The sequence below is a fragment of the Nonomuraea sp. NPDC049758 genome, from assembly GCF_040674635.1.
Classification (GTDB): Bacteria; Actinomycetota; Actinomycetes; order Streptosporangiales; family Streptosporangiaceae; genus Nonomuraea.
This window is the reverse complement of sequence record NZ_JBFAMZ010000012.1, coordinates 37322-57235: the sequence shown is the minus strand read 5'-3', so window position 1 is coordinate 57235 and position 19914 is coordinate 37322. Positions and strand designations below refer to the sequence as shown.

22 protein-coding genes are annotated in these 19914 nt (G+C 73.0%); 10 read left to right on the top strand and 12 right to left on the bottom strand.

The features are described from left to right. Nucleotides 1–8: 8 nt before the first annotated feature. Nucleotides 9–809 (top strand): hypothetical protein, encoded by an 801-nt coding sequence (locus tag AB0J46_RS29150; protein WP_364337333.1) that lies wholly within the window; start codon nt 9–11, stop codon nt 807–809. A 15-nt stretch (nt 810–824) separates the two neighbouring features. Here AB0J46_RS29150 and AB0J46_RS29145 read toward each other — a convergent pair whose 3' ends face one another. Beyond that, nucleotides 825–1181, bottom strand: a complete 357-nt coding sequence (locus AB0J46_RS29145) for a hypothetical protein (RefSeq protein ID WP_352350833.1) — start codon at nt 1179–1181, stop codon at nt 825–827. 82 nt (nt 1182–1263) lie between these two features. Between AB0J46_RS29145 and AB0J46_RS29140 the strand changes: the two genes are divergently transcribed. Next, a complete protein-coding gene (locus AB0J46_RS29140) occupies nt 1264–1899 on the top strand; it encodes an alpha/beta family hydrolase (protein WP_364337331.1) in 636 nt (211 codons plus the stop codon). On the opposite strand, the gene AB0J46_RS29135 is transcribed toward AB0J46_RS29140, so the two are convergent. Continuing rightward, a complete protein-coding gene (locus AB0J46_RS29135; protein ID WP_125637444.1) occupies nt 1856–2053 on the bottom strand; it encodes a DUF5999 family protein in 198 nt (65 codons plus the stop codon). The genes AB0J46_RS29140 and AB0J46_RS29135 overlap by 44 nt on opposite strands. Before the next feature lie 198 nt (nt 2054–2251). Beyond that, on the bottom strand, nt 2252–2812 hold the full coding sequence (locus AB0J46_RS29130) for a TetR/AcrR family transcriptional regulator C-terminal domain-containing protein (protein ID WP_358286538.1): 561 nt from the start codon (nt 2810–2812) through the stop codon (nt 2252–2254). A gap of 109 nt (nt 2813–2921) precedes the next feature. On the opposite strand from AB0J46_RS29130, the gene AB0J46_RS29125 reads away from it, so the two are divergent. After that, the gene (locus AB0J46_RS29125) at nt 2922–3320 is read left to right on the top strand and encodes a hypothetical protein (protein WP_364337329.1); all 399 of its coding nucleotides are present in this window, start codon (nt 2922–2924) and stop codon (nt 3318–3320) included. Between the two features lie 146 nt (nt 3321–3466). Here AB0J46_RS29125 and AB0J46_RS29120 read toward each other — a convergent pair whose 3' ends face one another. From AB0J46_RS29120 to AB0J46_RS29110, 3 genes are all read right to left on the bottom strand, one after another. Next, a complete protein-coding gene (locus tag AB0J46_RS29120; protein WP_364337327.1) occupies nt 3467–4798 on the bottom strand; it encodes an RNA polymerase sigma factor in 1332 nt (443 codons plus the stop codon). 170 nt (nt 4799–4968) lie between these two features. After that, nucleotides 4969–5307, bottom strand: coding sequence for a hypothetical protein (locus AB0J46_RS29115; RefSeq protein WP_364337325.1), 339 nt, complete (start codon nt 5305–5307; stop codon nt 4969–4971). 46 nt (nt 5308–5353) lie between these two features. After that, complete coding sequence (locus tag AB0J46_RS29110; RefSeq protein WP_364337323.1) at nt 5354–6499, bottom strand: AMP-binding protein; 1146 nt, start codon at nt 6497–6499, stop codon at nt 5354–5356. A 49-nt stretch (nt 6500–6548) separates the two neighbouring features. Here AB0J46_RS29110 and AB0J46_RS29105 point away from each other — a divergent pair, with 49 nt between their 5' ends. Then, nucleotides 6549–7475, top strand: a complete 927-nt coding sequence (locus AB0J46_RS29105; RefSeq protein WP_352350821.1) for an o-succinylbenzoate synthase — start codon at nt 6549–6551, stop codon at nt 7473–7475. Next, nucleotides 7472–9133 carry a 2-succinyl-5-enolpyruvyl-6-hydroxy-3-cyclohexene-1-carboxylic-acid synthase gene (gene menD / locus AB0J46_RS29100; protein WP_352350819.1) on the top strand — a complete coding sequence of 554 codons (1662 nt, stop codon included), beginning with the start codon at nt 7472–7474 and terminating at the stop codon, nt 9131–9133. Before AB0J46_RS29105 ends, menD begins: the two co-directional genes overlap by 4 nt. On the opposite strand, the gene AB0J46_RS29095 is transcribed toward menD, so the two are convergent. Together AB0J46_RS29095 and AB0J46_RS29090 are read right to left on the bottom strand one after the other, a co-directional pair. Next, the gene (locus AB0J46_RS29095) at nt 9123–10016 is read right to left on the bottom strand and encodes a 5'-3' exonuclease (RefSeq protein WP_364337659.1); all 894 of its coding nucleotides are present in this window, start codon (nt 10014–10016) and stop codon (nt 9123–9125) included. The two genes, menD and AB0J46_RS29095, sit on opposite strands and share 11 nt — an antisense overlap. Nucleotides 10017–10026: 10 nt before the next feature. Next, nucleotides 10027–11271 (bottom strand): SpoIIE family protein phosphatase, encoded by a 1245-nt coding sequence (locus AB0J46_RS29090; RefSeq protein WP_364337320.1) that lies wholly within the window; start codon nt 11269–11271, stop codon nt 10027–10029. A 176-nt stretch (nt 11272–11447) separates the two neighbouring features. On the opposite strand from AB0J46_RS29090, the gene AB0J46_RS29085 reads away from it, so the two are divergent. From AB0J46_RS29085 to AB0J46_RS29065, 5 genes are all read left to right on the top strand, one after another. Continuing rightward, nucleotides 11448–12563, top strand: coding sequence for a Xaa-Pro peptidase family protein (locus tag AB0J46_RS29085; protein WP_364337318.1), 1116 nt, complete (start codon nt 11448–11450; stop codon nt 12561–12563). A 4-nt stretch (nt 12564–12567) separates the two neighbouring features. After that, nucleotides 12568–13332, top strand: a complete 765-nt coding sequence (locus AB0J46_RS29080; protein ID WP_364337316.1) for a protein phosphatase 2C domain-containing protein — start codon at nt 12568–12570, stop codon at nt 13330–13332. A 219-nt stretch (nt 13333–13551) separates the two neighbouring features. Beyond that, on the top strand, nt 13552–14418 hold the full coding sequence (locus tag AB0J46_RS29075) for a terpene synthase family protein (protein WP_364337314.1): 867 nt from the start codon (nt 13552–13554) through the stop codon (nt 14416–14418). A 248-nt stretch (nt 14419–14666) separates the two neighbouring features. Next, nucleotides 14667–15260 (top strand): ATP/GTP-binding protein, encoded by a 594-nt coding sequence (locus AB0J46_RS29070; RefSeq protein WP_352326803.1) that lies wholly within the window; start codon nt 14667–14669, stop codon nt 15258–15260. Nucleotides 15261–15283: 23 nt separating this feature from the next. Beyond that, nucleotides 15284–15769 carry an Lrp/AsnC family transcriptional regulator gene (locus AB0J46_RS29065; protein ID WP_364337312.1) on the top strand — a complete coding sequence of 162 codons (486 nt, stop codon included), beginning with the start codon at nt 15284–15286 and terminating at the stop codon, nt 15767–15769. Between the two features lie 82 nt (nt 15770–15851). Here the strand turns inward: AB0J46_RS29065 and AB0J46_RS29060 are convergent, their stop codons facing one another. The 4 genes from AB0J46_RS29060 to AB0J46_RS29045 are packed head-to-tail and all read right to left on the bottom strand — an operon-like array spanning nt 15852 to nt 19910. After that, on the bottom strand, nt 15852–16826 hold the full coding sequence (locus AB0J46_RS29060) for a BadF/BadG/BcrA/BcrD ATPase family protein (protein ID WP_364337310.1): 975 nt from the start codon (nt 16824–16826) through the stop codon (nt 15852–15854). Further along, nucleotides 16826–18085, bottom strand: a complete 1260-nt coding sequence (locus tag AB0J46_RS29055; protein WP_364337308.1) for a 6-phospho-beta-glucosidase — start codon at nt 18083–18085, stop codon at nt 16826–16828. Before AB0J46_RS29055 ends, AB0J46_RS29060 begins: the two co-directional genes overlap by 1 nt. After that, nucleotides 18082–18972: a carbohydrate ABC transporter permease gene (locus AB0J46_RS29050; protein ID WP_364337306.1), complete on the bottom strand. Its 891-nt coding sequence runs from the start codon at nt 18970–18972 to the stop codon at nt 18082–18084. The genes AB0J46_RS29055 and AB0J46_RS29050 overlap by 4 nt, the downstream gene beginning before the upstream one ends. Continuing rightward, the gene (locus AB0J46_RS29045; protein ID WP_364337304.1) at nt 18969–19910 is read right to left on the bottom strand and encodes a sugar ABC transporter permease; all 942 of its coding nucleotides are present in this window, start codon (nt 19908–19910) and stop codon (nt 18969–18971) included. Before AB0J46_RS29045 ends, AB0J46_RS29050 begins: the two co-directional genes overlap by 4 nt. Nucleotides 19911–19914 lie beyond the last annotated feature (4 nt).

The following is a 19914-nucleotide window of genomic DNA, read 5'->3' as shown; positions in this document are numbered from 1 at the left end:
GAGCTCTCTTGACGTTCTCAGAGCTGGAGACCCCGCCTCTCGACACCGCCCGCCGCCTGGCCGAGGGCGGCGACCTGGAGGGTGCGGCGGCGATCCTGACCGAGCTGGTCGCCGACCCCGACAGCCCCGACCGGGCCCAGGCGGCCGTGGGGCTGGCCGTGGTGCTCGACGAGCGCGGCGACACCGAGGCCGCCCGCGCCGCGGCCCGCACCGCGCTGGCCACCGGCCATCCCGAGTACGCCGCCCAGGCCGCCTGCCACCTGGCCCAGGGTTTCGAGCGCGAGGGCCGCGACGACCAGGCCAGGGCCGCCTGGCAGGCGGTGCTCGGCGTCGGCACGCCGGCCTACGTCCCGCTGGCGCACCTCGCGCTGGCCCGGCTGGCCGGCAGCCCGCAGGAGGCCGGCAAGGAGCTGCGCTCCGCCCTCGACGCGAGCCTTGACTCAGGCGACGCCGAGGCCGCCGCGCACGCGGCCCGCCAGCTCGCCGAGACGCTGCTGGAGTACGGCGACCCGGGGGAGGCCGCCGGGCTGCTGCTGGACGCGCTGGAGTTCGCCCCGGCGCGGGAGCTGCCGGGGCTGCGGGTGCTGCTCGGCATCGCGCACCTGGAACTGGCCTGCGCCGAGTTCGCCGAGGCCGTCGAGAGCGGGGCCGACCCCCAGACGGGCGCGCTGGCCATCGAGCTGCTGGCGCGCACGCTGCCGCTGCGCGGCCGCACCGAGGACGCCGGCCAGGTGTGGACCTACGGCCTCGAACACGAGGACCAGACCATGGCCGCCGAGGTCCGGCTGCGTTTCCACCGCGACACCTGAGTGCCGTGAGGGGGCTCAGCCGCGGCGCATGATGGCCACGGCGGCGGCCACGTTGATGGCGACGATCGCCAGCCACGTGATCGTCAGGCCGACCAGCCCCGAGTTGCCGGACGCGATGGCGGTCAGCGGGATGCCGAGACCCATCGAGCCCAGCGCGACGGGGATCATCGCCGCGCCGTTGTTCTGCCGCTGCTTCGGCTTGGCCGGAGGAAGGCCGTGGCCGCTCAGCTCGGCCTGGACGCGGGCGGCGATGGTGGCGTCGAGCCGTTCGACGAAGGACTCGACGAGCGCGGCCTCGTAGTCGGGGCCGAGGTCGCGGCGGGCGTCGAGGGTGGCCTGCAGGTCATCCCGGATGGGGCGCATCTCTGGCATGCAAGCCATCATCCCGGTTGTCCGGCGCGCCGTCATCAGACCTGGGAGCCAACGGCGGATCCTCCCCAGGTACGGTGCTGCCATGGAGATCATGACTCCGCGGGGGCCGGCGCTGGTGCAGGTCGACGAGGCGGCCGAGCCCCGGCTGCTGCTGGTGCTGACCCACGGCTCGGCCGGGGGAGTGGACGCGCCCGACCTGCTGGCCGTCCGTGATGCCGCGCTGGGGGTGGGGGCGACCGTGGCCAGGGTGTCGCAGGCGTTCCGGGTCGCGGGGGCGCGGGCGCCGGGCTCGGCCGCCCGGCAGGACGAGGCCTGGGAGGTGGTGCTGGGCGAGCTGCGCGGCGGGTGGCCGGGGTTGCCGCTGGTGCAGGGCGGCCGGAGCAACGGCGCCCGGGTGGCCTGCCGTACGGCCTCGGCGGTGGGCGCGGCGGCGGTGGTGGCGCTGGCCTTCCCGCTGCACCCGCCCGGCAGGCCGGAGCGTTCCAGGGCCGAGGAGCTGCGCGGGGCCGGGGTCGACGTGCTGGTGGTCAACGGGGACCGGGATCCGTTCGGAGTGCCGGATCCCGCGGACTGCGCCCGGCTGGTGGTGCTGCCGGGCGAGGGCCACGACCTGAAGCGGGACCCCGCCCAGGTGGGCGAGGTCGTGGCCCGGTGGATCGGTGATTACGCCGCCGTCAGGCGGCGCCCACCAGGGGGTCGGGCCGGTGCGGCGCGATGACGGTGCCGCTGGGCAGCAGCTCCCCGGTGTCCTCGAACAGGACGACGCCGTTGCAGAGAAGGCTCCACCCCTGCTCGGGGTGGCATGCGAGGGTGCGTGCTGCCTCGCGGTCCGGCGCCTCGGCAGACGGACAGGCCGGGTCGTGCGGGCACATCGGCGTGCCTCCGATATCTCGTGGGTGCTCCCGGGAGAGGGACGGGAGCGGCTCGGGTTTGTTGTTCTGGCAAGTGTGCGACGTGTGTCACACGGTCCGACATAGCCCGTTCGGACTGTTACAGGAGGATCCCCCGGTCGTGTGACCTTCGACACAGCGTGCCTTATGCAGGATAACGGGCCAAGCGCGACACGCGCACTACGTTTGCAACCCCTTGAGCAAAGCGTCGAGCCCTCTTTCGAAGTCCACATCCGCCCTTTCGTCCCGCCTGACCCATTCATCGACTTCCGGGTCAGCCCATCCGGATTGCTGGACTTCGACCGCGACGCTGCCGAACACGAACGCCCGCAGCGCGCGCACGGCCTCGGGGGCGTCGTTCAGGCCGCCGTCGGCGAGCTGCTCGGTCTGCTCCCTGATGGCGACGGCGGTGGCGCCCTTGGGCGGCTTGGTCAGGGCCAGCGCCAGCACGCCCGGATGCTCGCGCAGCAGCTCCCGGCCCGCCCGGCACCACGCCCTGGCCGTCTCCTGCCAGGTGGCCGCCTGCTCCACGTGCACGGACGTGACGTGCTCGGCCAGCGCGTCCATCAGCGCCTCCTTGCCGCGGGGCAGGTGGTGGTAGATGGCCATGGCCTCCACCTCCAGGGCGTCGCCCAGCCGGCGCATGGTGAGCCGGCGCAGCCCCTGGCTGTCGGCGATGTGGAGTGCGGCCTCGATGATGCGCTCGCGGGAGAGTGGGACGGGAGGTCTCTTTGCGGGCATGGTGATCATCTTACTGGGCGGCCCCGTCCGTCGCCCGGTGTTCGGGGGCGGTGTCGGACGGCGTACCCTTGTGGGTTGAACAGCAAAGACTGCGTGAAGGGCAGGGTCGATGGCGTTTTTCCGTCCGCGGGTGAGCCGGGAGGCCGAGGTTCGCTACCACGCGGACCAGGAGATCTCCAAGGGCTTCCCGCAGCTGCTTGACAAGGCCAGGCAGGCCGAGCAGATCGTGCGCGACCTGCGTGCGGCCGCGGCCGACGAGATCGAGCTGCTGGCGGCGGGCCGGGCGTTCGACGTCGCGCTGACCGAGGCGCTGCGGGCCGCCGAGGCCGGGCAGCGGGCCACGTTCGGCGTGCGCTCGTACGACGACCGCATCGCGCGCCGCAAGGCCAAGGCCACCCCCCGCGGGGCCATGTGGACGGCCGAGGTCGACCGGCTGCGCACGTTGCGCGAGGAGAACCGCATGTGGGGCATCCCGCGCGTGCCCCGGCCGGTGCCCGCCACCGTCTGACCGAAGGCACATGAAAGCCCCGGCGCCGTGCGCGCCGGGGCTCTTCGTGCGTTCCGGGCCCGTCACCGTCAGGTCCTGACGGCCGGGGCTCGCGTTCCTGGGCCGTCGCCGTCAGGGGCTGACGGCGACGGCCGGGGTGGTGCGGGTCAGCTGGCCCAGTCGAGCAGCGGGCGGGTGTTGCTCGGGTGGCGCAGCTTCGACAGCGACTCCTTCTCCAGCTGGCGGATGCGCTCGCGGGTCAGGCCGAGGTGCTTGCCGATCTCGTCCAGGGTGTGCGGCTTGCCGTCCACCAGGCCGAACCGCAGGGCCATGATCTTCGCCTCGCGCGGCGAGAGGTTGTCGAGCACGCCGCGCAGCTGGTCGCCCAGCAGCTGGCGGTCGACGATCTCCGACGCCTCCGGCGAGTCGACGTCCTCGATGAGGTCGCCGATCGTGGTCTCGCCGTCCTCGCCGATGGTCGCGTTGAGCGAGATCGGCTGGCGGCTGGTGCGCAGCAGCTCCTCGATCTGGTCCGGCGTCTTGTCGAGCTCGACGGCCAGTTCCTCGGGCGTGGGCTCGCGGCCCAGCCTCTGGTGCATGTCCCGCTCGACCCGCGACAGCTTGGAGAGCATCTCCAGCACGTGCACGGGCAGCCGGATCGTCCGGGCGGAGTCGGCGAAGCCGCGCTGGATGGCCTGCCGGATCCACCACATGGCGTAGGTGGAGAACTTGAAGCCCTTGGTGTAGTCGAACTTCTCCACGGCCCTGATCAGCCCCAGGTTGCCCTCCTGGACGACGTCCAGCAGGGACATGCCGCGGTCGGTGTACTTCTTGGCCACCGAGACCACCAGGCGCAGGTTGGCCTCCAGCATGTGGTCCTTGGCCTGCCGGCCGTCCTCGATGACCAGGTGCAGGTCGTCGCGCACGGACGGCGGCACGTCGGGGTGGGTCTCCAGCTTGTACTCGGCGTACAGGCCGGCCTCGATCCGGCGGGCCAGCTCGACCTCCTGGGCGGCGGTGAGCAGGGTACGGCGGCCGATCGACTTCAGGTACGTGTGCACCGAGTCGCCCATCACGGACTGGTTGTCGTCCAGGTCCATGGCCTCGGCCTCGGCGTCCTCGGCCGTCAGTTCGAGGTCGTCGGGGGCCACGTCCTCCTCGTGCTCCGGCTTGCCGTCCACCGGGCTTTTTGCCTCGGCGGCCGTGCGGCCGGTAGCCTTTGCCCCAGAAGCCTTCCTCGGCTTGGGGGCGCTCTTGTCCGCGGTCTTCTGGGTGGTCTTCCTGGCGGCGGTCTTGGCCAGCGACGGCTCGTTCTCGGCAGCCAGGCTCACACCGGCCTCCGAGAGCTCGCGCAGAATCGTGCGGCCTTCAGAGGGGCTGATGCCGGCCTCGGCGAACGCGTCGCGCAGCTCCGCCAGAGAAAGGTGACCCTGGGCTCGCCCTCGTTCAATGAGCTGGTCGAGAGTCGCGGGTGGGGTCGCCACGGCGGTTCTGGGCATGAGGACACCTCCTCCGTACGGAGTCGAAGCGATCAGGCAGGTTGTGGTGGGGCGGTGGTCACTCCGCACGGCGCACCAGTATCAATAACGCCATCCACCGCTATTTGTTCCCGGAGGGATGAAAAAGGGGCGGAACGTCCAGAGGGCGCGCCACCCCCGGGAGGCGGGAACTACTCCGCCACCTCGAAGCTTCCGGTCCCCTCGGGCATGGGCATGGGCTCGGCCTCTTCCATGCGCTTGTCGGTCCAGTAGTCGATGACCTCGCGTGGATCGGGATTGACCTCCGTGGAGACCACGACGCCCTCGGTGTCGCCGGGCGAGGGCACCGGACGGCCGGTCGGCGACGTCTGCTCGGCGCTCTGGTCGGCCCTCTGGTCGACCACGGCCCGGGTCTCCCTGGCGACCGCGTCGAGCTTGCCCGCCGAGGCGGCCGCCGCGACCGACGCGCCGCCGACGACGATCACGCCGACGACCGCCGCGGACGCCCACATCTTGCGGGTCTGGTTCATGAAGGCTCCCTTCCTTCTCTCCCCGTTATGACGCAGCCGCGCCGCGTCAGGTTCCTGCCCGCAGCCGTACGAGATCGGTCTTGCCGTTGGGCAGCAGCGGCAGGCGGGGGAGGAGACGCAGGCCGCGCGGTGCGGCGTGGGCGGGCAGCCGGTCGCGGCAGTAGGCGCGCAGCTCGGCCAGCGTGGGCGGCGCGGCCGGGTCGGCGGGCACCACGAACGCCGTGACCGCCTCGCCCCACTCCGGGTCGGGCAGGCCGGCCACGGCCACGTCGGCGACCTCGGGGTGGGTGCCGAGCACCGCGCTCACCACGGCGGCCACCACCTTCTCGCCGCCGGTGTTGACGACGTCGTCGGCCCGGCCGAGCACGCGCAGCCGGCCGCCGTCCAGCTCGCCGAGGTCGGAGGTGACGAACCAGTCGCCGTCGAAGGCGGTCCGCCCGGCGAAGCGGTAGCCGGAGAAGAGCACGGGCCCGGCGATCCTGATCAGGCCGTCCTCGCCGATTTTGAGATCTACATCGTAAAGGGGGTGGCCGTCGTAGACGCAGCCGCCGCACGTCTCGCTCATCCCGTACGTGGTGAACACCCGGGCGCCGAGCTCCACGGCCCGCTCGACCAGCCCCGCCCTGGGCGCCGCGCCGCCGAGCAGGATCGTGCGGAACACCGACAGGTCGGCGCCCGTCTCGACCAGCCGGTGGAGCTGCGTCGGCACCAGGGAGACGTGGTGGGCGCCGGAGGACAGCACGGCCCGCACGTCGAAGGAGGGGTGGATGATCGGCTCGCTGCCCGACAGCAGCGCGCGGACCAGCACCTGCAGGCCGGAGACGTGGGAGACGGGCAGGCAGCACAACCACCGGTCGCCCTCGGCGGCCCCGATCCTGCTCAGCGAGGCCGACGCCGAGGCGCGCAGGGCGGCGGCCGACAGCTGCACGCCCTTGGGCGCGCCGGTGCTGCCGCTGGTGGCGATGACGACCGCCACGTCGCCGGGGACGCCCTCGCCGCCGGGCCGCGGCTCGCCGCCGGCGTGCGTGGGCCGCAGAGCCTGGAGGACCTGGTGCTCGTGGCCCGGCTGGAGCGGCAGGACGGCCGGGCCGTCGCCGGAGAGGGCGTCGCGGATCGCGGTGAAAAGGCCGGGGCCGGGAGGCTGCACAATGGCATGCAGCGGACGGTCCGGATGCGACGGGTTCCTCCACATGCTCGTAAGGTTAATGGCGACAGGTCGGACACAGGTGCAGGGTAGGGTCGTGACGCGTTCTCCCGTGGTCTTCCGGATTCCGATGCGGACGCGGTTTCGCGGGCAGACCGTCAGGGAGGGCGTGCTGCTGCACGGCCCGGCGGGCTGGGGCGAGTTCTCCCCGTTCCCCGAGTACGGTCCGCGCGAGTGCGCCCGCTGGCTGGCGTGCGCCCGTGAGGCCGCCTTCGACGGCTGGCCCGAGCCGGTGCGCGACCGCGTCCCGGTCAACGCCACCGTCCCGGCGGTCGACGCCGAGCAGGCCCACGAGCTGGTGCGGCGCTCCGGCTGCGGCACGGCGAAGGTCAAGGTGGCCGAGCGCGGCCAGACGTTCGCCGACGACCTGGCGCGGGTGGAGGCGGTGCGTGACGCCCTCGGGCCGTCCGGGCGGCTGAGGGTCGACGTCAACGGCGCCTGGGAGGTCGACGAGGCCGTCACCCGGCTCAAGCGGCTCGACCGGTTCGGTCTTGAGTACGCCGAGCAGCCGTGCGCGACCCTGGAGGAGCTGGCGGCGGTGCGCAGGGCGGTCGACGTGCCGATCGCGGCCGACGAGTCGATCCGGCGCGCCGAGGACCCGCTGAAGGTGAGGGCGGCCGAGGCGGCCGACATCGCGGTGGTCAAGGTGCAGCCGCTGGGCGGGGTGCGCGCCGCGCTGCGGGTGGTGGAGGCGTGCGGGCTGCCCGCCGTGGTCTCCAGCGCCGTGGAGACGTCCGTGGGGCTGGCCGCGGGGGTCGCGCTGGCGGCGGCGCTGCCGTCGCTGCCGTACGCGTGCGGGCTGGGCACGATGTCGTTGCTGGCGGGCGACGTGGTGGACGACTCGCTGGTGCCCGTGGACGGATGGCTCCCGGTGCGCCGCCCCTCGGTGAATTTTCAGCATTTGTCGGAATTTGAGATTGAATCTCCCCAGTGGCTCGGCCGGATGCAGGAGGCGTCACTTTGAACCCCGCAACCGCGCTGGCCACCGTGCTCGTCGACGAGCTGGTGCGCTGTGGCCTGACCGACGTGGTGCTCGCCCCCGGCTCCCGCTCGGCCCCCCTCGCCCTGGCGCTGCACGCCGAGTCGCGGGTGCGCCTGCACGTGCGCATCGACGAGCGCTCGGCCTCCTTCCTGGCGCTCGGCCTGGCCAAGCGCTCCGAGCGGCCGGTGGCGCTGATCTGCTCCTCCGGCACGGCCGCGGCCAACTTCCATCCGGCGGTGATCGAGGCCGACGAGTCGGGCGTGCCGCTGCTCGTCCTGACCGCCGACCGTCCGCCAGAGCTGCGCGGCACCGGCGCCAACCAGACGATCGACCAGGTCAAGCTGTACGGCACCGCCGTCCGCTGGTTCGCCGAGGTCGGCGTGCCGGAGGACCGTCCCGGCATGGTCGCCTACTGGCGTTCGCTGGCCTGCCGCGCCTACCAGCGGGCCGCCGGGGCGGCCAACCCCGGCCCCGTGCACCTCAACCTGGCCTTCCGGGAGCCGCTGATCCCCGACGGCGACACGAGCTGGTCCGAGCCGCTCGACGGCGGCGCGAACGGCCCCTGGGTGCGGGCCCGCGTCGCTCCTCCGCCCATCGCCCTGCACATCCCGCCCACCAGGCGCGGCGTGCTGGTCGTCGGCGACGGCGCGGCCAACGTCCGGCGTTACGTGGCCGCCGCCGGCATGGCCGGCTGGCCGGTGCTGTCGGAGCCCAACGGCGGCGCCCGCTACGGCGACCACTCCATCTCCAGCTACCACTACCTGCTCGGCACGCCCGAGTTCGCCGACTCCCACCGCCCCGACGTGGTCGTCACGCTGGGCCGGCCCGGGCTGTCGCGGCCGCTGCTGTCCTGGCTGAAGCGGACCGACGAGCACATCGTGGTCGCCCCCGACCTCGACCGCTGGCCCGACCCGACCAGGTCGGCCACCCAGGTCGCGCAGGCCGTGGAGATCCCGGTGGCCTCCGGCGACGACAGCTGGCTGCACGCCTGGCGGCAGGCCGACGCGGCCGTGCGGTCGGCCCTCGACGCGGTCCTGGACGTCTCCGGCACCTCCGAGCCGCGCCTGGCCCGCGACCTGGCCGACGCGCTGCCCAACGGCGCGCTGCTGTTCTGCGGCTCCTCGATGCCGATCAGGGACCTCGACCAGTTCATGCGGCCGCGGCGCGGCATCAGGCTGATGGCCAGCCGGGGCGCCTCGGGCATCGACGGGCTGGTGTCCACGGCGATGGGGGCCGCGCTGGCGCACAACGGGCCCTCCTACGCGCTGCTCGGCGACCTGTCGTTCCTGCACGACCAGAACGGGCTGATTCTCGGCCCTCGCGAGCCCAGGCCGGACCTGTGCATGGTGGTCGTCAACAACGACGGCGGCGGCATCTTCTCGCTGCTGCCGCAGGCGGCGGTGCGCGACCCGTTCGAGCGGGTGTTCGGCACGCCGCACGGCGTGGACCTGGCCTACGCCGCCGCCGCGAGCGGGACGCCGTACACGCTGCTCGGGGACGTCAGCGAGCTGTCCAAGGCGATGCGCGGCGAGGGGCCGCGGGTGGTGGAGGTGCGCACCGATCGCGAGGAGAACGCCGCCGTGCACGGCCGCCTGCGCGAGGCGGCCCAGGACGCCGTGCGGGAGTTCCTCAGCTCCTGAGCGCCTCCAGCAGGCGGTTGAGCGGGCTGTCGAGGCCGTAGCGGTCGGCCAGGGCCACCAGGGCCTCCGGGTCGCGCGGCTTGTCCGGCAGCGTCAGGTCGGCGGCGGGCAGCGGCGCGTCGGAGGCCACCTCGACCACGGCGGGCGCGGCGTCGAGGTAGTCGCGGGCGGCGGCCAGGCGGTTGCGGCTGCCGGCCGGGAAGCCCTCGGTGACGCCGGAGTCGAGCGCCTCCAGCAGCGCGGCGAGCGAGCCGAACCGGGTGATCAGGGCCGCCGCCGTCTTCTCGCCGACGCCGGGCACGCCGGGCAGGCCGTCGCTGGGGTCGCCGCGCAGGGTGGCGAAGTCGGCGTAGGCGCGGCCGGGCACGCCGTACTTGGCGGTGACGAACGCCTCGTCGACGAACTGCAGGTTGCGGATGCCGCGCGCGGTGTACAGGACGCGGACCGGGCGGGAGTCGTCGACGAGTTGGAACAGGTCGCGGTCGCCGGTGACGATCTCGACGGCCCCCCGCGCCTGGTGGGTGAGGGTGCCGATCACGTCGTCGGCCTCGTAGCCGGGCGACTCGGGACGGGCGATGCCCACGGCGTCGAGGACCTGGTTGATCACGGCGATCTGCGGCACCAGCGCCTCGGGCACCTCCTCGACGTCGCCGTGGGCCACCCGGTGCGCCTTGTAGGTCGGGATCGCCGCCACCCGGAAGGCGGGCCGCCAGTCGGCGTCCATGGTGGCGGCCAGCGCCGCCGGGGAATGTTGACGGACCAGTGTGGCGATCATGTCGATGAGCCCGCGCACCGCATTGACCGGGGAGTCGTCGGGCGCCTTGACCGACTCGGGCACGCCGTAGAAGGCGCGGAAGTAGAGGGACGGTGTGTCCAGAAGCATGAGCACCCGTCTATGGTCGCACTCCCGCCGCCCTCCCGTCCGGCTCCGGGACGGCGACGGCCAGCAGGCACGCGTCGTCCTCGGGGTTGGGGCCGCCGATGCCGGCCAGCAGGCGGTCGAGCCCGGCGTCGAGGTCGTGGGCGGACAGGCCCCCGGCGGCGGCGAGGACCAGCTCCAGGCCGACGTCGATGTCCCTGGTGCGCCGCTCGACCAGCCCGTCGGTGAACATCAGCAGCAGGTCGCCGGGGCGCAGCCGGGTGTGGGCCAGTTCGTAGGGCCGCCCGGAGTCGGCGCCGAGCAGCACGCCGCGTGGCCTGCCCAGCAGGGCCGCCCGGCCCCCGCGCACCAGGATCGGGTCGAGGTTGCCCGCCTGCCCCCAGGTGAACAGCAGCGTCTCGGGGTCGAGGTGGCCGATGACGGCCGTGGCGGTGGTGTCCTTCAGCTGGTGGAGGACGAGGTCGTTGAGCCACGACAGCAGGCGGTCGGCGGGCCGGCCGGTCATGGTGAGGCCGACGAGGGCGTGGCGCAGGTGGGCCATGTGGGCGATGGCGGGCAGCCCGTGGCCCGACACGTCGCCGATGGCCAGCAGCAGGCGGCCGTCGGGCGTGGTCGCGGCCTCGAACCAGTCGCCGCCCAGGCTCGCGGTCTTCTCGGCCGGCACGTAGCGGACGGCGATCCTGGCCCCCGGCAGGTCGAGGCAGCCGGTGGGCGCGGGCAGGATGGCCTCGCGCAGCGCCAGCATCACGTTGCGCTCCTCGGCCGCCTGCTCGCGGGCCTCCAGGAGCTGGCGGCGCGACTCCGACATCATGCGCTCGGCCCTGCGGCGGCCGGTGATGTCCTGGATGACGCCGTGCATGCCGACCGGGCCGCCGGGCGACATCAGCGGTTCGAGCACGACGCGCAGGTCGCGCAGCTCGCCCGTGCCGCGCCTGACGCGGAACTCGGCGTGCACGGGCTCGACCCCCTCCACCACGTGCCACAGCAGCCGGTCGAGCGCGTCGAGGTCGGCCGGCTCGACCATGGCGGCCAGGTCGGGCAGGGACAGCGGCCCCTCCTCACGGTCTCTTCCGAAGATCGCGTAGACCTGGTCGGACCAGATGGCGGCCCCGGTGCGCAGGTTCCATTCGGCCCAGCCCATGTTGCCCAGCCGCTCGGCGTGGGCCAGCCGGACGGCCAGCAGCTCCGCCCCCGCCCCGCGCGCCCGCCCGTGCGGGGCCTCCCTGACCAGCTCTGCCGCGCCTGCGAAGTCGACCATGGCCTCACTCTCAAAGTGCAGTGGAACTGGACAATTGGTCCCACACTACGTGATCAATGTGGAACGGAGTGTAGTCATGGGCTCTCTTGTTGTGAGAAGTTTTCGCGGATTTTAGCCCTCGGCGGACAAGCGGCCTGCTGGAGTGGGGGCGCCGGGCGTCCGAGTAGATTTGGCTCGTGACGTCCTCAGACCTGTATCCCGTGTCCCGCCTTGCCGCCGCGCAGGAGGCCACCGCCAAGGCCGGCCTCGACGCCCTGCTGCTCACCCCCGGGCCCGACCTTCGCTATGTCAGCGGCTACGACGCCAAGCCGCTGGAGCGGCTGACCTGCCTCGTGGTGCCCGCCTCGGGGGAGGCGTACATGATGGTGCCCCGCCTCGAGCTGCCGGCCGCGCAGGCCTCGCCCGCCGCCCGGCTCGGGCTGGAGTTCGTGGCCTGGGACGAGACCGACGACCCCTACAGCATCGCCGCCTCCCGGCTGGGCCGGGTGGCCAAGGTGGGGTTGGCCGACCGCATGTGGGCCATGTCGTCGCTGCGCTTCCGCGACGTGCTGCCGGAGGCCGAGCAGGTGCTGGCCGGCACGGTGCTGCGCGACCTGCGCATGCGCAAGTCGCCGGCCGAGGTGGCGGCCCTGCGCGAGGCCGGCGAGGCCATCGACGCGGTCCACCGGCAGGTGCCCGAGCTGCTGCGCGCCGGTCGCACCGAGCGCGAGGTGGGCCGCGACATCGCCGAGGCGATCCTGGCCGCCGGCCACGCCACGGTCGACTTCGTCATCGTCGCCTCCGGGCCCAACGGCGCCAGCCCCCACCACGACGTGTCCGACCGGGTGATCCAGGCCGGCGAGCCGGTCGTGGTCGACATCGGCGGCCAGCTCCACAACGGCTACTGCTCCGACTCCACCCGCACCTACAGCGTGGGCGAGCCGCCCGCCGAGTTCGCCGCCTACTACGAGGTGCTGCGCCGCGCCCAGGAAGCCGCCTGCGCCGCGGTGCGGCCGGGCGTGTCGTGCGAGTCGATCGACGCGGCGGCCCGCGAGGTCATCGCCGAGGCCGGCTACGGCGACTACTTCATCCACCGCACCGGCCACGGCATCGGCATCGAGACGCACGAGGAGCCCTACGTCGTCTCGGGCAACGACGAGCCGATGGAGGCCGGCTTCGCCTTCTCCGTCGAGCCCGGCATCTACCTGCCCGGCCGCCACGGCGCCCGCATCGAGGACATCGTCGTCTGCACCGAGACCGGCGGCGAGCGGCTGAACAACACGCCGCGCGAGCTGGTGACCGTCCAGCCGTAACGGCATGTTCACCGAGGTCAGGTACGCCACCCGGCCCGGGTCGGCGCGGCCCAACGAGGACCTGGCGGTGGCCGGGCCCTCGTGGGCGGTCGTGCTCGACGGGGCCACGGCGGCGGCCGGGGCCGGCGGCGGGTGCGCCCACGGGGTCGCCTGGCTGGTCGGGCGGCTCGGCGGGGCGCTGGCCGCCGGGCTGGCCGCCGGCGGGCGCTCGCCGCTGGCCGACATCCTGGCCGAGGCCATCTCCGTCACCATGGGCGCCCATGCGGGCACGTGCGACCTGGGCGACCCCGACTCGCCGTCCACGACCGTGGCCATGATGCGCCTGGGCGGGGGAGTGGTGGAGTACCTCGTCCTGGGGGACTCCCCGGTGGTGCTCGCGCGGGCCGACGGCGGGGCCGAGGTCGTCGGCGACGACCGGGTGGAGCGGCTGCCGGGCGGGCGGCCGTACTCGCCGGAGCTGGTGCGGCGCATGCGCAACGCCGAGGGCGGGTTCTGGGTGGCCTCCACCCGGCCCGAGGCCGCCGGTCAGGCGGTCAGCGGGGTCGTGGAGGCGTCCGGGCTGCTGGGGGCCGGGCTGTTCACCGACGGGGTGACCCGGCTGGTGGAGTGGTACGGGTGGAGCTGGGAGTCCGTGCTGGCCGAGCTGGCCGGCGGGGGGCCGGGGGCGGTGATCTCGGCCGTACGGGGGCTGGAGGTCGAACGCGGAGCGGTGCGCGGCAAACCCCACGACGACGCCACCGCCCTCTGGGCCGCCTTCCCTTCCTCCTGACTTCGCCCCGCTCCCGCCTGACGCCGCCTTCCGCCTGACGGTGCCCTTCGCGTGACGCCGCCCTTCCGTCTGGCTTGCGCCGCCGCCCTTTCGCCGGTTCGCGGAGGTGGGAATGGCTTGATGGGTGTAGGTGATCATGAAAGAATTCTTCGGCAGGTGCATTCGTCCGGCCGTTGGGGGGCGTCGCCATGAGCTGTGTACCGTGCGGGTGGCCCTAGGGTGCTCGGCGAGGAGCTGGAGGAGGCGTACCGGCTCGGCCGCACCTGCGCCCTGGCCGCCGAGTGCGGCAGGGACCTGCGGCGTTGTGCCCAGCTGTACGACGGCCTGTTCCCCGGCGCCGCCTTCGACACCGAGTTCTACCAGGCCCTGACGCTCGGCACCGCCTTCAGCGCCCCCTGGGCGGGCGCGGGCGGGCTGAAGGCGGTCAACCGCAGCGCCCTGTGGGTGCTGGCCGTGGGCCGTCTGGTCGACCACACCGCCACCACCCGCGAGCAGGTCGACCGGCTGACGCGCGCATGCATGGAGGTCGCCGGCGGCGCGGTGCCGCGGTCGCCGGTCACCCGCTTCCTGGCCGACCTGCGTGACGAGCTGGCCACCGTCGAGGGGTTCGGGCCGGCGCGGCGGCTCTGGCACGACCAGCTCGCCCGGACGCTGGCCGGGATGGCCAGGGCCTGGGTGTGGCGGGACACCAGCGCCGTGCCCACGCTGGAGCGCTACCTCGACAACGCCGACAGCCGCGGCTCCTGCTTCGTGGACCTGTCCCACTGGATCTACACCGGCGACGGCTGGACCAGGGGCCACCTGGACGAGCTGCGGACGGTCAGCCGCCAGGTGCAGCGGTACCTGCACCTGCTCGGCGACGTCGCCTCCTACCGCAGGGACCTGAGCTGGGGCGACCTGAACGTCCTGGGGCTCGGGGTCACCGGCGGCGAGGTCACCACGGCGATGGCCGGCCTGGCCCGCGAGGCGACCGGCCTGATCGAGGCGTTGCGCGGCTGCAGCCCGCGGACGGCCGCCTACCTGGGCCGACGGATCGGCTTCAACGCTGGCTTCACCGGCATTTCGGACCTGGGCCCCGCGACCTAACGATCTCGTCGAATAAGCTGACAAGGCTCTTGACCGCCCGTCGCCCGCCAGGCGATTTATAGGACTACCGACGATAAATCGTGACATTTGGTTCGTTGTAAAAGTTTATGTCTTGAGTGGAAAATGTGGCGTTGCTAGGGTGACTCGATGCCAGGCACGTCGAACGGCCTTCACCACGCGCCTTGACAGATTTCACTGACCATGCGCGAAGGTCACGACGTGCGCGGGACCTGTACGGGCGGTGCTGGATGGAATTCGGTCGCGTCGACCGTTGGCGGCTGCCGACCGCGATCAAGATTTTGATCGCCGGCGGATTCGGCGCGGGCAAGACCACCATGGTCGGCGCCGTCTCCGAGACCCGCCCGCTGCGCACGGAAGAGGCGCTCACCCACGTCGGCACGCACGTCGACGACCTGTCGGGCGTCGAGCGCAAGCTCACCACCACCGTCGCGATGGACTTCGGCCGTATCACCATCCGCGACGACTACATGCTCTACCTGTTCGGCACCCCGGGTCAGGAACGTTTCTGGTTCGTGTGGGACGAGCTGGCCATGGGCGCGCTGGGAGCCGTGGTGCTGGCCGACACCCGCCGCCTGGCCGACTGCTTCCCGGCCGTGGACTACTTCGAGAAGCGGGAGCAGCCGTTCATCATCGCGCTCAACTGCTTCGAGGGCACCCGCCCGTTCACCGTCGGCGAGGTGCGCTCGGCCATCGGGCTGGAACCCGACGTGCCCATCGTGCTGTGCGACGCCCGCCGGCGCGACTCCGGCCGCCAGGTGCTCATCACCCTGGTCGAGCACGCGATGAACCGAGGGGTCGCTCCCGTCGGGACCATGTCGTGACCATCACCGGCTACCTTTGACCGATGGAGGAGATCGACCGCCGGATCGTCACGCTGCTCGCCCACGACGGCCGCATGAGTTTCACCGACCTGGCCAGGGAGACCGGGCTCTCCGTCTCCGCGGTCCACCAGCGCGTACGCCGCCTGGAGAAGCGCGGCGTCGTCCGCGGCTACGCCGCCATCATCGACCACGACGCGATCGGGCTGCCGCTGACCGCGTTCGTGTCGATCAAGCCGATCGACCCCGCCGCGCCCGACGACGCCCCCGTGCGGCTGGCCCATCTGAGCGCCATCGAGGCCTGCCACAGCGTCGCCGGGGACGAGAGCTACATCCTCAAGGTGCGCGTGGCCTCGCCGGTGGCACTGGAGGACCTGCTGCAGCAGATCCGCGCCTCGGCCAACGTCTCCACCCGCACCACCGTGGTGCTGAGCACGCCCTACGAGCACCGCGCCCCCGTCGTCGCCCCCGACGTCACCCCCACCGAGCCCGACCAGAACGCCTCCGCCTGAAAGCCCTGACGGGCGCCGTCCCCGCGGGACCGGCGCCCGGGGCACGTACCCGATGAGCGGGACACGCACGTCGGCCGCCGGGTCAGCGGGTGACCGGGAGCGCGAAGTGGGAGCGCAGCCGGGCCAGCGCGGTCTCCGGAGCGCCCAGGTGCTCCAGCCCCAGCAGCGCCGCCCCCGCCACCGGCGGCAGGTCGGCCACCACGAGCTCGGCTTGCGGCGCCCTGGCCGCGAACGCCGCCTCCAGCAGCCGCGTCAGCAGCGTGTCCCGGGCCGTCAGCATGCCGCCGCCGAGCACCACCTCGACCGGCGTCCCCAGCAGGCCGAGCCGCCGCAGGCACACCTCGGCCATCACGGTCACCTCCTCGGCCTGCCGCTGGACCAGCGACCGGGCGACCTCGTCCCCTGCCGCCGCGGCGGCCAGCACGCCGGGGGCCAGCTCGTGCAGCCGCCCTTCGTCCACGCGCCCGAAGTGCAGGTCGAGCACCAGCTCCTCGACGGTGGCCGTGCCGAAATGGGCCGTGACCAGCTCCGCCAGGGCCGTGGGGGCGCCGCGGCCGTCCTCGGCGCGCACGGCGTGCCACAGCGCCTCCTCGGCCACGCCCTGGCCCCCGCCCCAGTCGCCGCTGATCCGGCCGAGCGAGGGGAAGCGGGCGACCTGCCCGCCGGGGGAGACGCCGACCGCGTTGATGCCCGCGCCGCACACCACCGCGACCCCCCACGGGGCCGACGTGCCGGCCCGCAGCAGCGCGAAGGTGTCGTTGCGCACGACCACGTCGCCGAACCCGCGGGCGGCGAACTCGGCGGCCAGCGCCTCCTCCTCCACCGGGAAGTCGGCCCCGGCCAGGCAGGCCGACACGTGGCGGAACGCCTGGGCCGGCAGGCCGGTGCGGGCCGCCGCCTCGGCCACCACGTCCACGGCCGCGGCCACGCCCGCGCTCTGCGGCTCGAAGGGGCCCGCCCGGCCGGTCGCGACCACCTCGCCGTCGTCCGCGACCACCGCGACGTCGGTCTTGCTGTTGCCGCCGTCGACGGCCAGGAGCAGCCGGGGGCCCGCCACTAGCCCACCGTCCAGGGCAGGTGCTCGCGGTTGGCCGCCAGCAGCAGGCCGGTCAGCTCCTCGGCGACGTCGTCCTGGCCGATCAGCGGGTGCGCCAGCAGGGCGTCGCGCACCCGGTCCGCGCCGCCCCGGCGGGCGGCGTCCAGGGCCAGGGTCTCGTACGCCGACACGTGCGCGATCAGCCCCGCGTACAGCGGCTCGACGGGCGGCACCGGCAACGGCGCGGCGCCGGCGGCGGTGATGGCCGCGGGCACCTCGATGACGGCGTCGTCGTCCAGGAAGGGCAGGGTGCCCTGGTTGCGCACGTTGACGACCTGGGCGTCGCCCCGGTCGCCGAGCAGCGAGGCGATCAGCGCCACCGCCGACTCGGAGTAGAACGCGCCGCCCCGCCGGTCCAGCAGCTCCGGCTTGGTCACCACCGACGGGTCGCCGTACATCTCCAGCAGCCGCGTCTCCATCTCGGCCACCTCGGCGGCCCGGGACGGCTTGGCGCGCTGCTCGCGCACCACCGCGTCGTGGGCGTAGAAGTAACGCAGGTAGTACGACGGGATGACGCCGAGCCGCCGGATCAGCTCCACCCGCAGCCCGAGGGATTCGGCGATCTCCTCGCCGGCCCGGTCGATGATGTCGGGCAGCACGTCCCGGCCGTCGAGATGGACCGAACGCTCCCAGCTCAGGTGATTCAGCCCGACGTGCCCCAGCGAGATGCGGCCGGGGTCGACGCCCAGCCCCGCGGCGAAGCGGCGCTGGAAGCCGATCGCGACGTTGCACAGCCCGATGGCCCGGTGGCCGGCGTCGAGCAGTGCCCTGGTGACGATGCCGACCGGGTTGGTGAAGTCGACGATCCAGGCGTCCGGAGCCTGCCGGCGTACGGTCTCGGCCAGCTCCAGCACGACCGGGACCGTGCGCAGCGCCTTGGCCAGGCCGCCCGCGCCGGTCGTCTCCTGGCCCACGCAGCCGCACTCCAGCGGCAGCGTCTCGTCGACATTCCTGGCCGCCTGCCCGCCCACCCGGAGCTGGAACAGCACGACCTCGGCCCCCGCGACCCCCTCGGCCACCGAGGAGGTGGCCAGCACGCGCGCCGGATGCCCGGCGTGCGCCAGCATGCGCCGCGACATCCCCGACACCAGCTCAAGACGGGACGGATCCGGATCGATGAGGGCGATCTCCGTCACGGGCAGCTCGTCACGCAGCCGCGCGAACCCGTCGACCAGCTCCGGCGTGTACGTCGAGCCGCCCCCGACCACGGCGAGTTTCAACCCTTCACTCCTGTCAAGGTCACGCCCTCGATGAAGACTTTCTGGGCGAGGAAGAACACGATGATCACCGGGGCGGTCACCAGCAGGGTGGCGGCCATGGTGAGGTTCCACTGGACGCTGTGGAACGCCTTGAACGTGGCCAGGCCGAGCGAGAGCGTCCAGCCCTCCTGCTCGACGCCGGCGTACAGCAGCGGGCCGTAGTAGTCGTTCCAGCAGTAGAAGAATTGGAACAGGGCGACGGCGGCGACCGCCGGGCGGGCCATCGGCAGGATCACCCGCACCAGCGTCCTGAAGTCCGAGCAGCCGTCCACCTTCGCCGCGTCGATGTACTCGCGCGGGATGGTGATCAGGAACTGGCGGAGCAGGAAGATGGAGAAGGCGTCGCCGAACAACATCGGCAGGATCAGCGGCCACAGGCTGTCGGTCAGCCCCAGCCGGGCCCACACCAGGTAGATCGGCACCGCGATGACCTGCGGCGGCAGCATCATGGCGGTGATCACCAGCAGGAACGCCGCCCGCCGCCCCCGGAAGCGGAAGCGGGCCAGCGCGTAGGCCACCGGGATCGAGGAGGCCAGCGTGAAGACCGTGCCGAGGCCCGCGTACAGCAGCGTGTTGATCCCCCAGCGCAGCAGCTTCGACTTCTCGAACACCACCACGAAGTTGTCGAAGTTCCACGTGCGCGGCCACAGGTCGCCGGTCAGCGCCTGCTCGTCGGTCATCAGCGCGGTCAGCGTCAGGAACACCACCGGCGCCAGGAACATCAGGGCCAGCACGATCGCCGTCGCGTGCGTGGCGATCCACATCAGCGTGCGCCGCCGCCGCGCCCTGGCCCCCTGCCGCCGCGCGGGGGCCGCGGGCGGGGCGGGGGCGGTCATGGTCGCGCTCATATCGCCTCCTCGGCCCGGCGGAACTGCCGCAGCAGGATCAACGTGAAGATCATCGACGTGGCGAACAGCAGCAGCGCCAGCACGCACGCGTAGCCCATCGTCCAGTCGCGGAAGCCCGACTGGAAGAGCCACTGAGGCAGCGTCAGCAGCGACTCGTCCGGGTAGCCGGGGGTGAAGGTGGAGCCGGGGGAGTCGGTCGAGCCCGAGGCCACCCGGGAGGCGATCATCGCCTGGGTGAAGTACTGCAGGGCGTAGATGACGTTGGTGACCAGGGCGAACATCAGCACCGGCGCGATCGTCGGCAGCGTCACGCTGCGGAACTGCCGCCAGGCTCCGGCGCCGTCGATGGCGGCGGCCTCGTACAGGTGCCGGGGGACGTCCAGCAGCGCCGCCATGAAGATCACGGCGAGCTGGCCGCAGCTCCACAGCGACAGCAGCGTCAGGCTCGGCTTGGACCAGGCCGGGTCGCCGAACCAGTCGGGCCCGTGGATGCCGAACAGGGCCAGGAACTTGTTCCACGGCCCGGTGGCCGGGTTCATCAGGAAGACGAAGGTGATCGTCCCGGCCGCCAGCGGGACCAGCGACGGCAGGTAGAAGATCGTCCGCAGCACGCCGACGCCGGCCTTGAGCCGGACCACGAGCTGCGCCAGGGCCAGGGAGAACAGCACCGTGGCCGGCACCATGATCGCCACCAGCCACAGCGTGTTCTTGGCCGACATCGCGACCCGCGGGTCGTGCAGCAGGTAGGCGTAGTTGTCCAGCCCGATGAACTCCGGCGTGCTGGTCATGTCGTAGCGGTAGAAGGAGAAGTACACCGTGGACAGCAGCGGATAGACGAAGAAGACCGACACTCCGGCGATCCACGGCGACAACCACAGCAGGGCGCGCAGGCCCTCGCCGCGCCGCCTCGGCGGCGCGGCGTGGGGGGAGGAGGCCATCGCC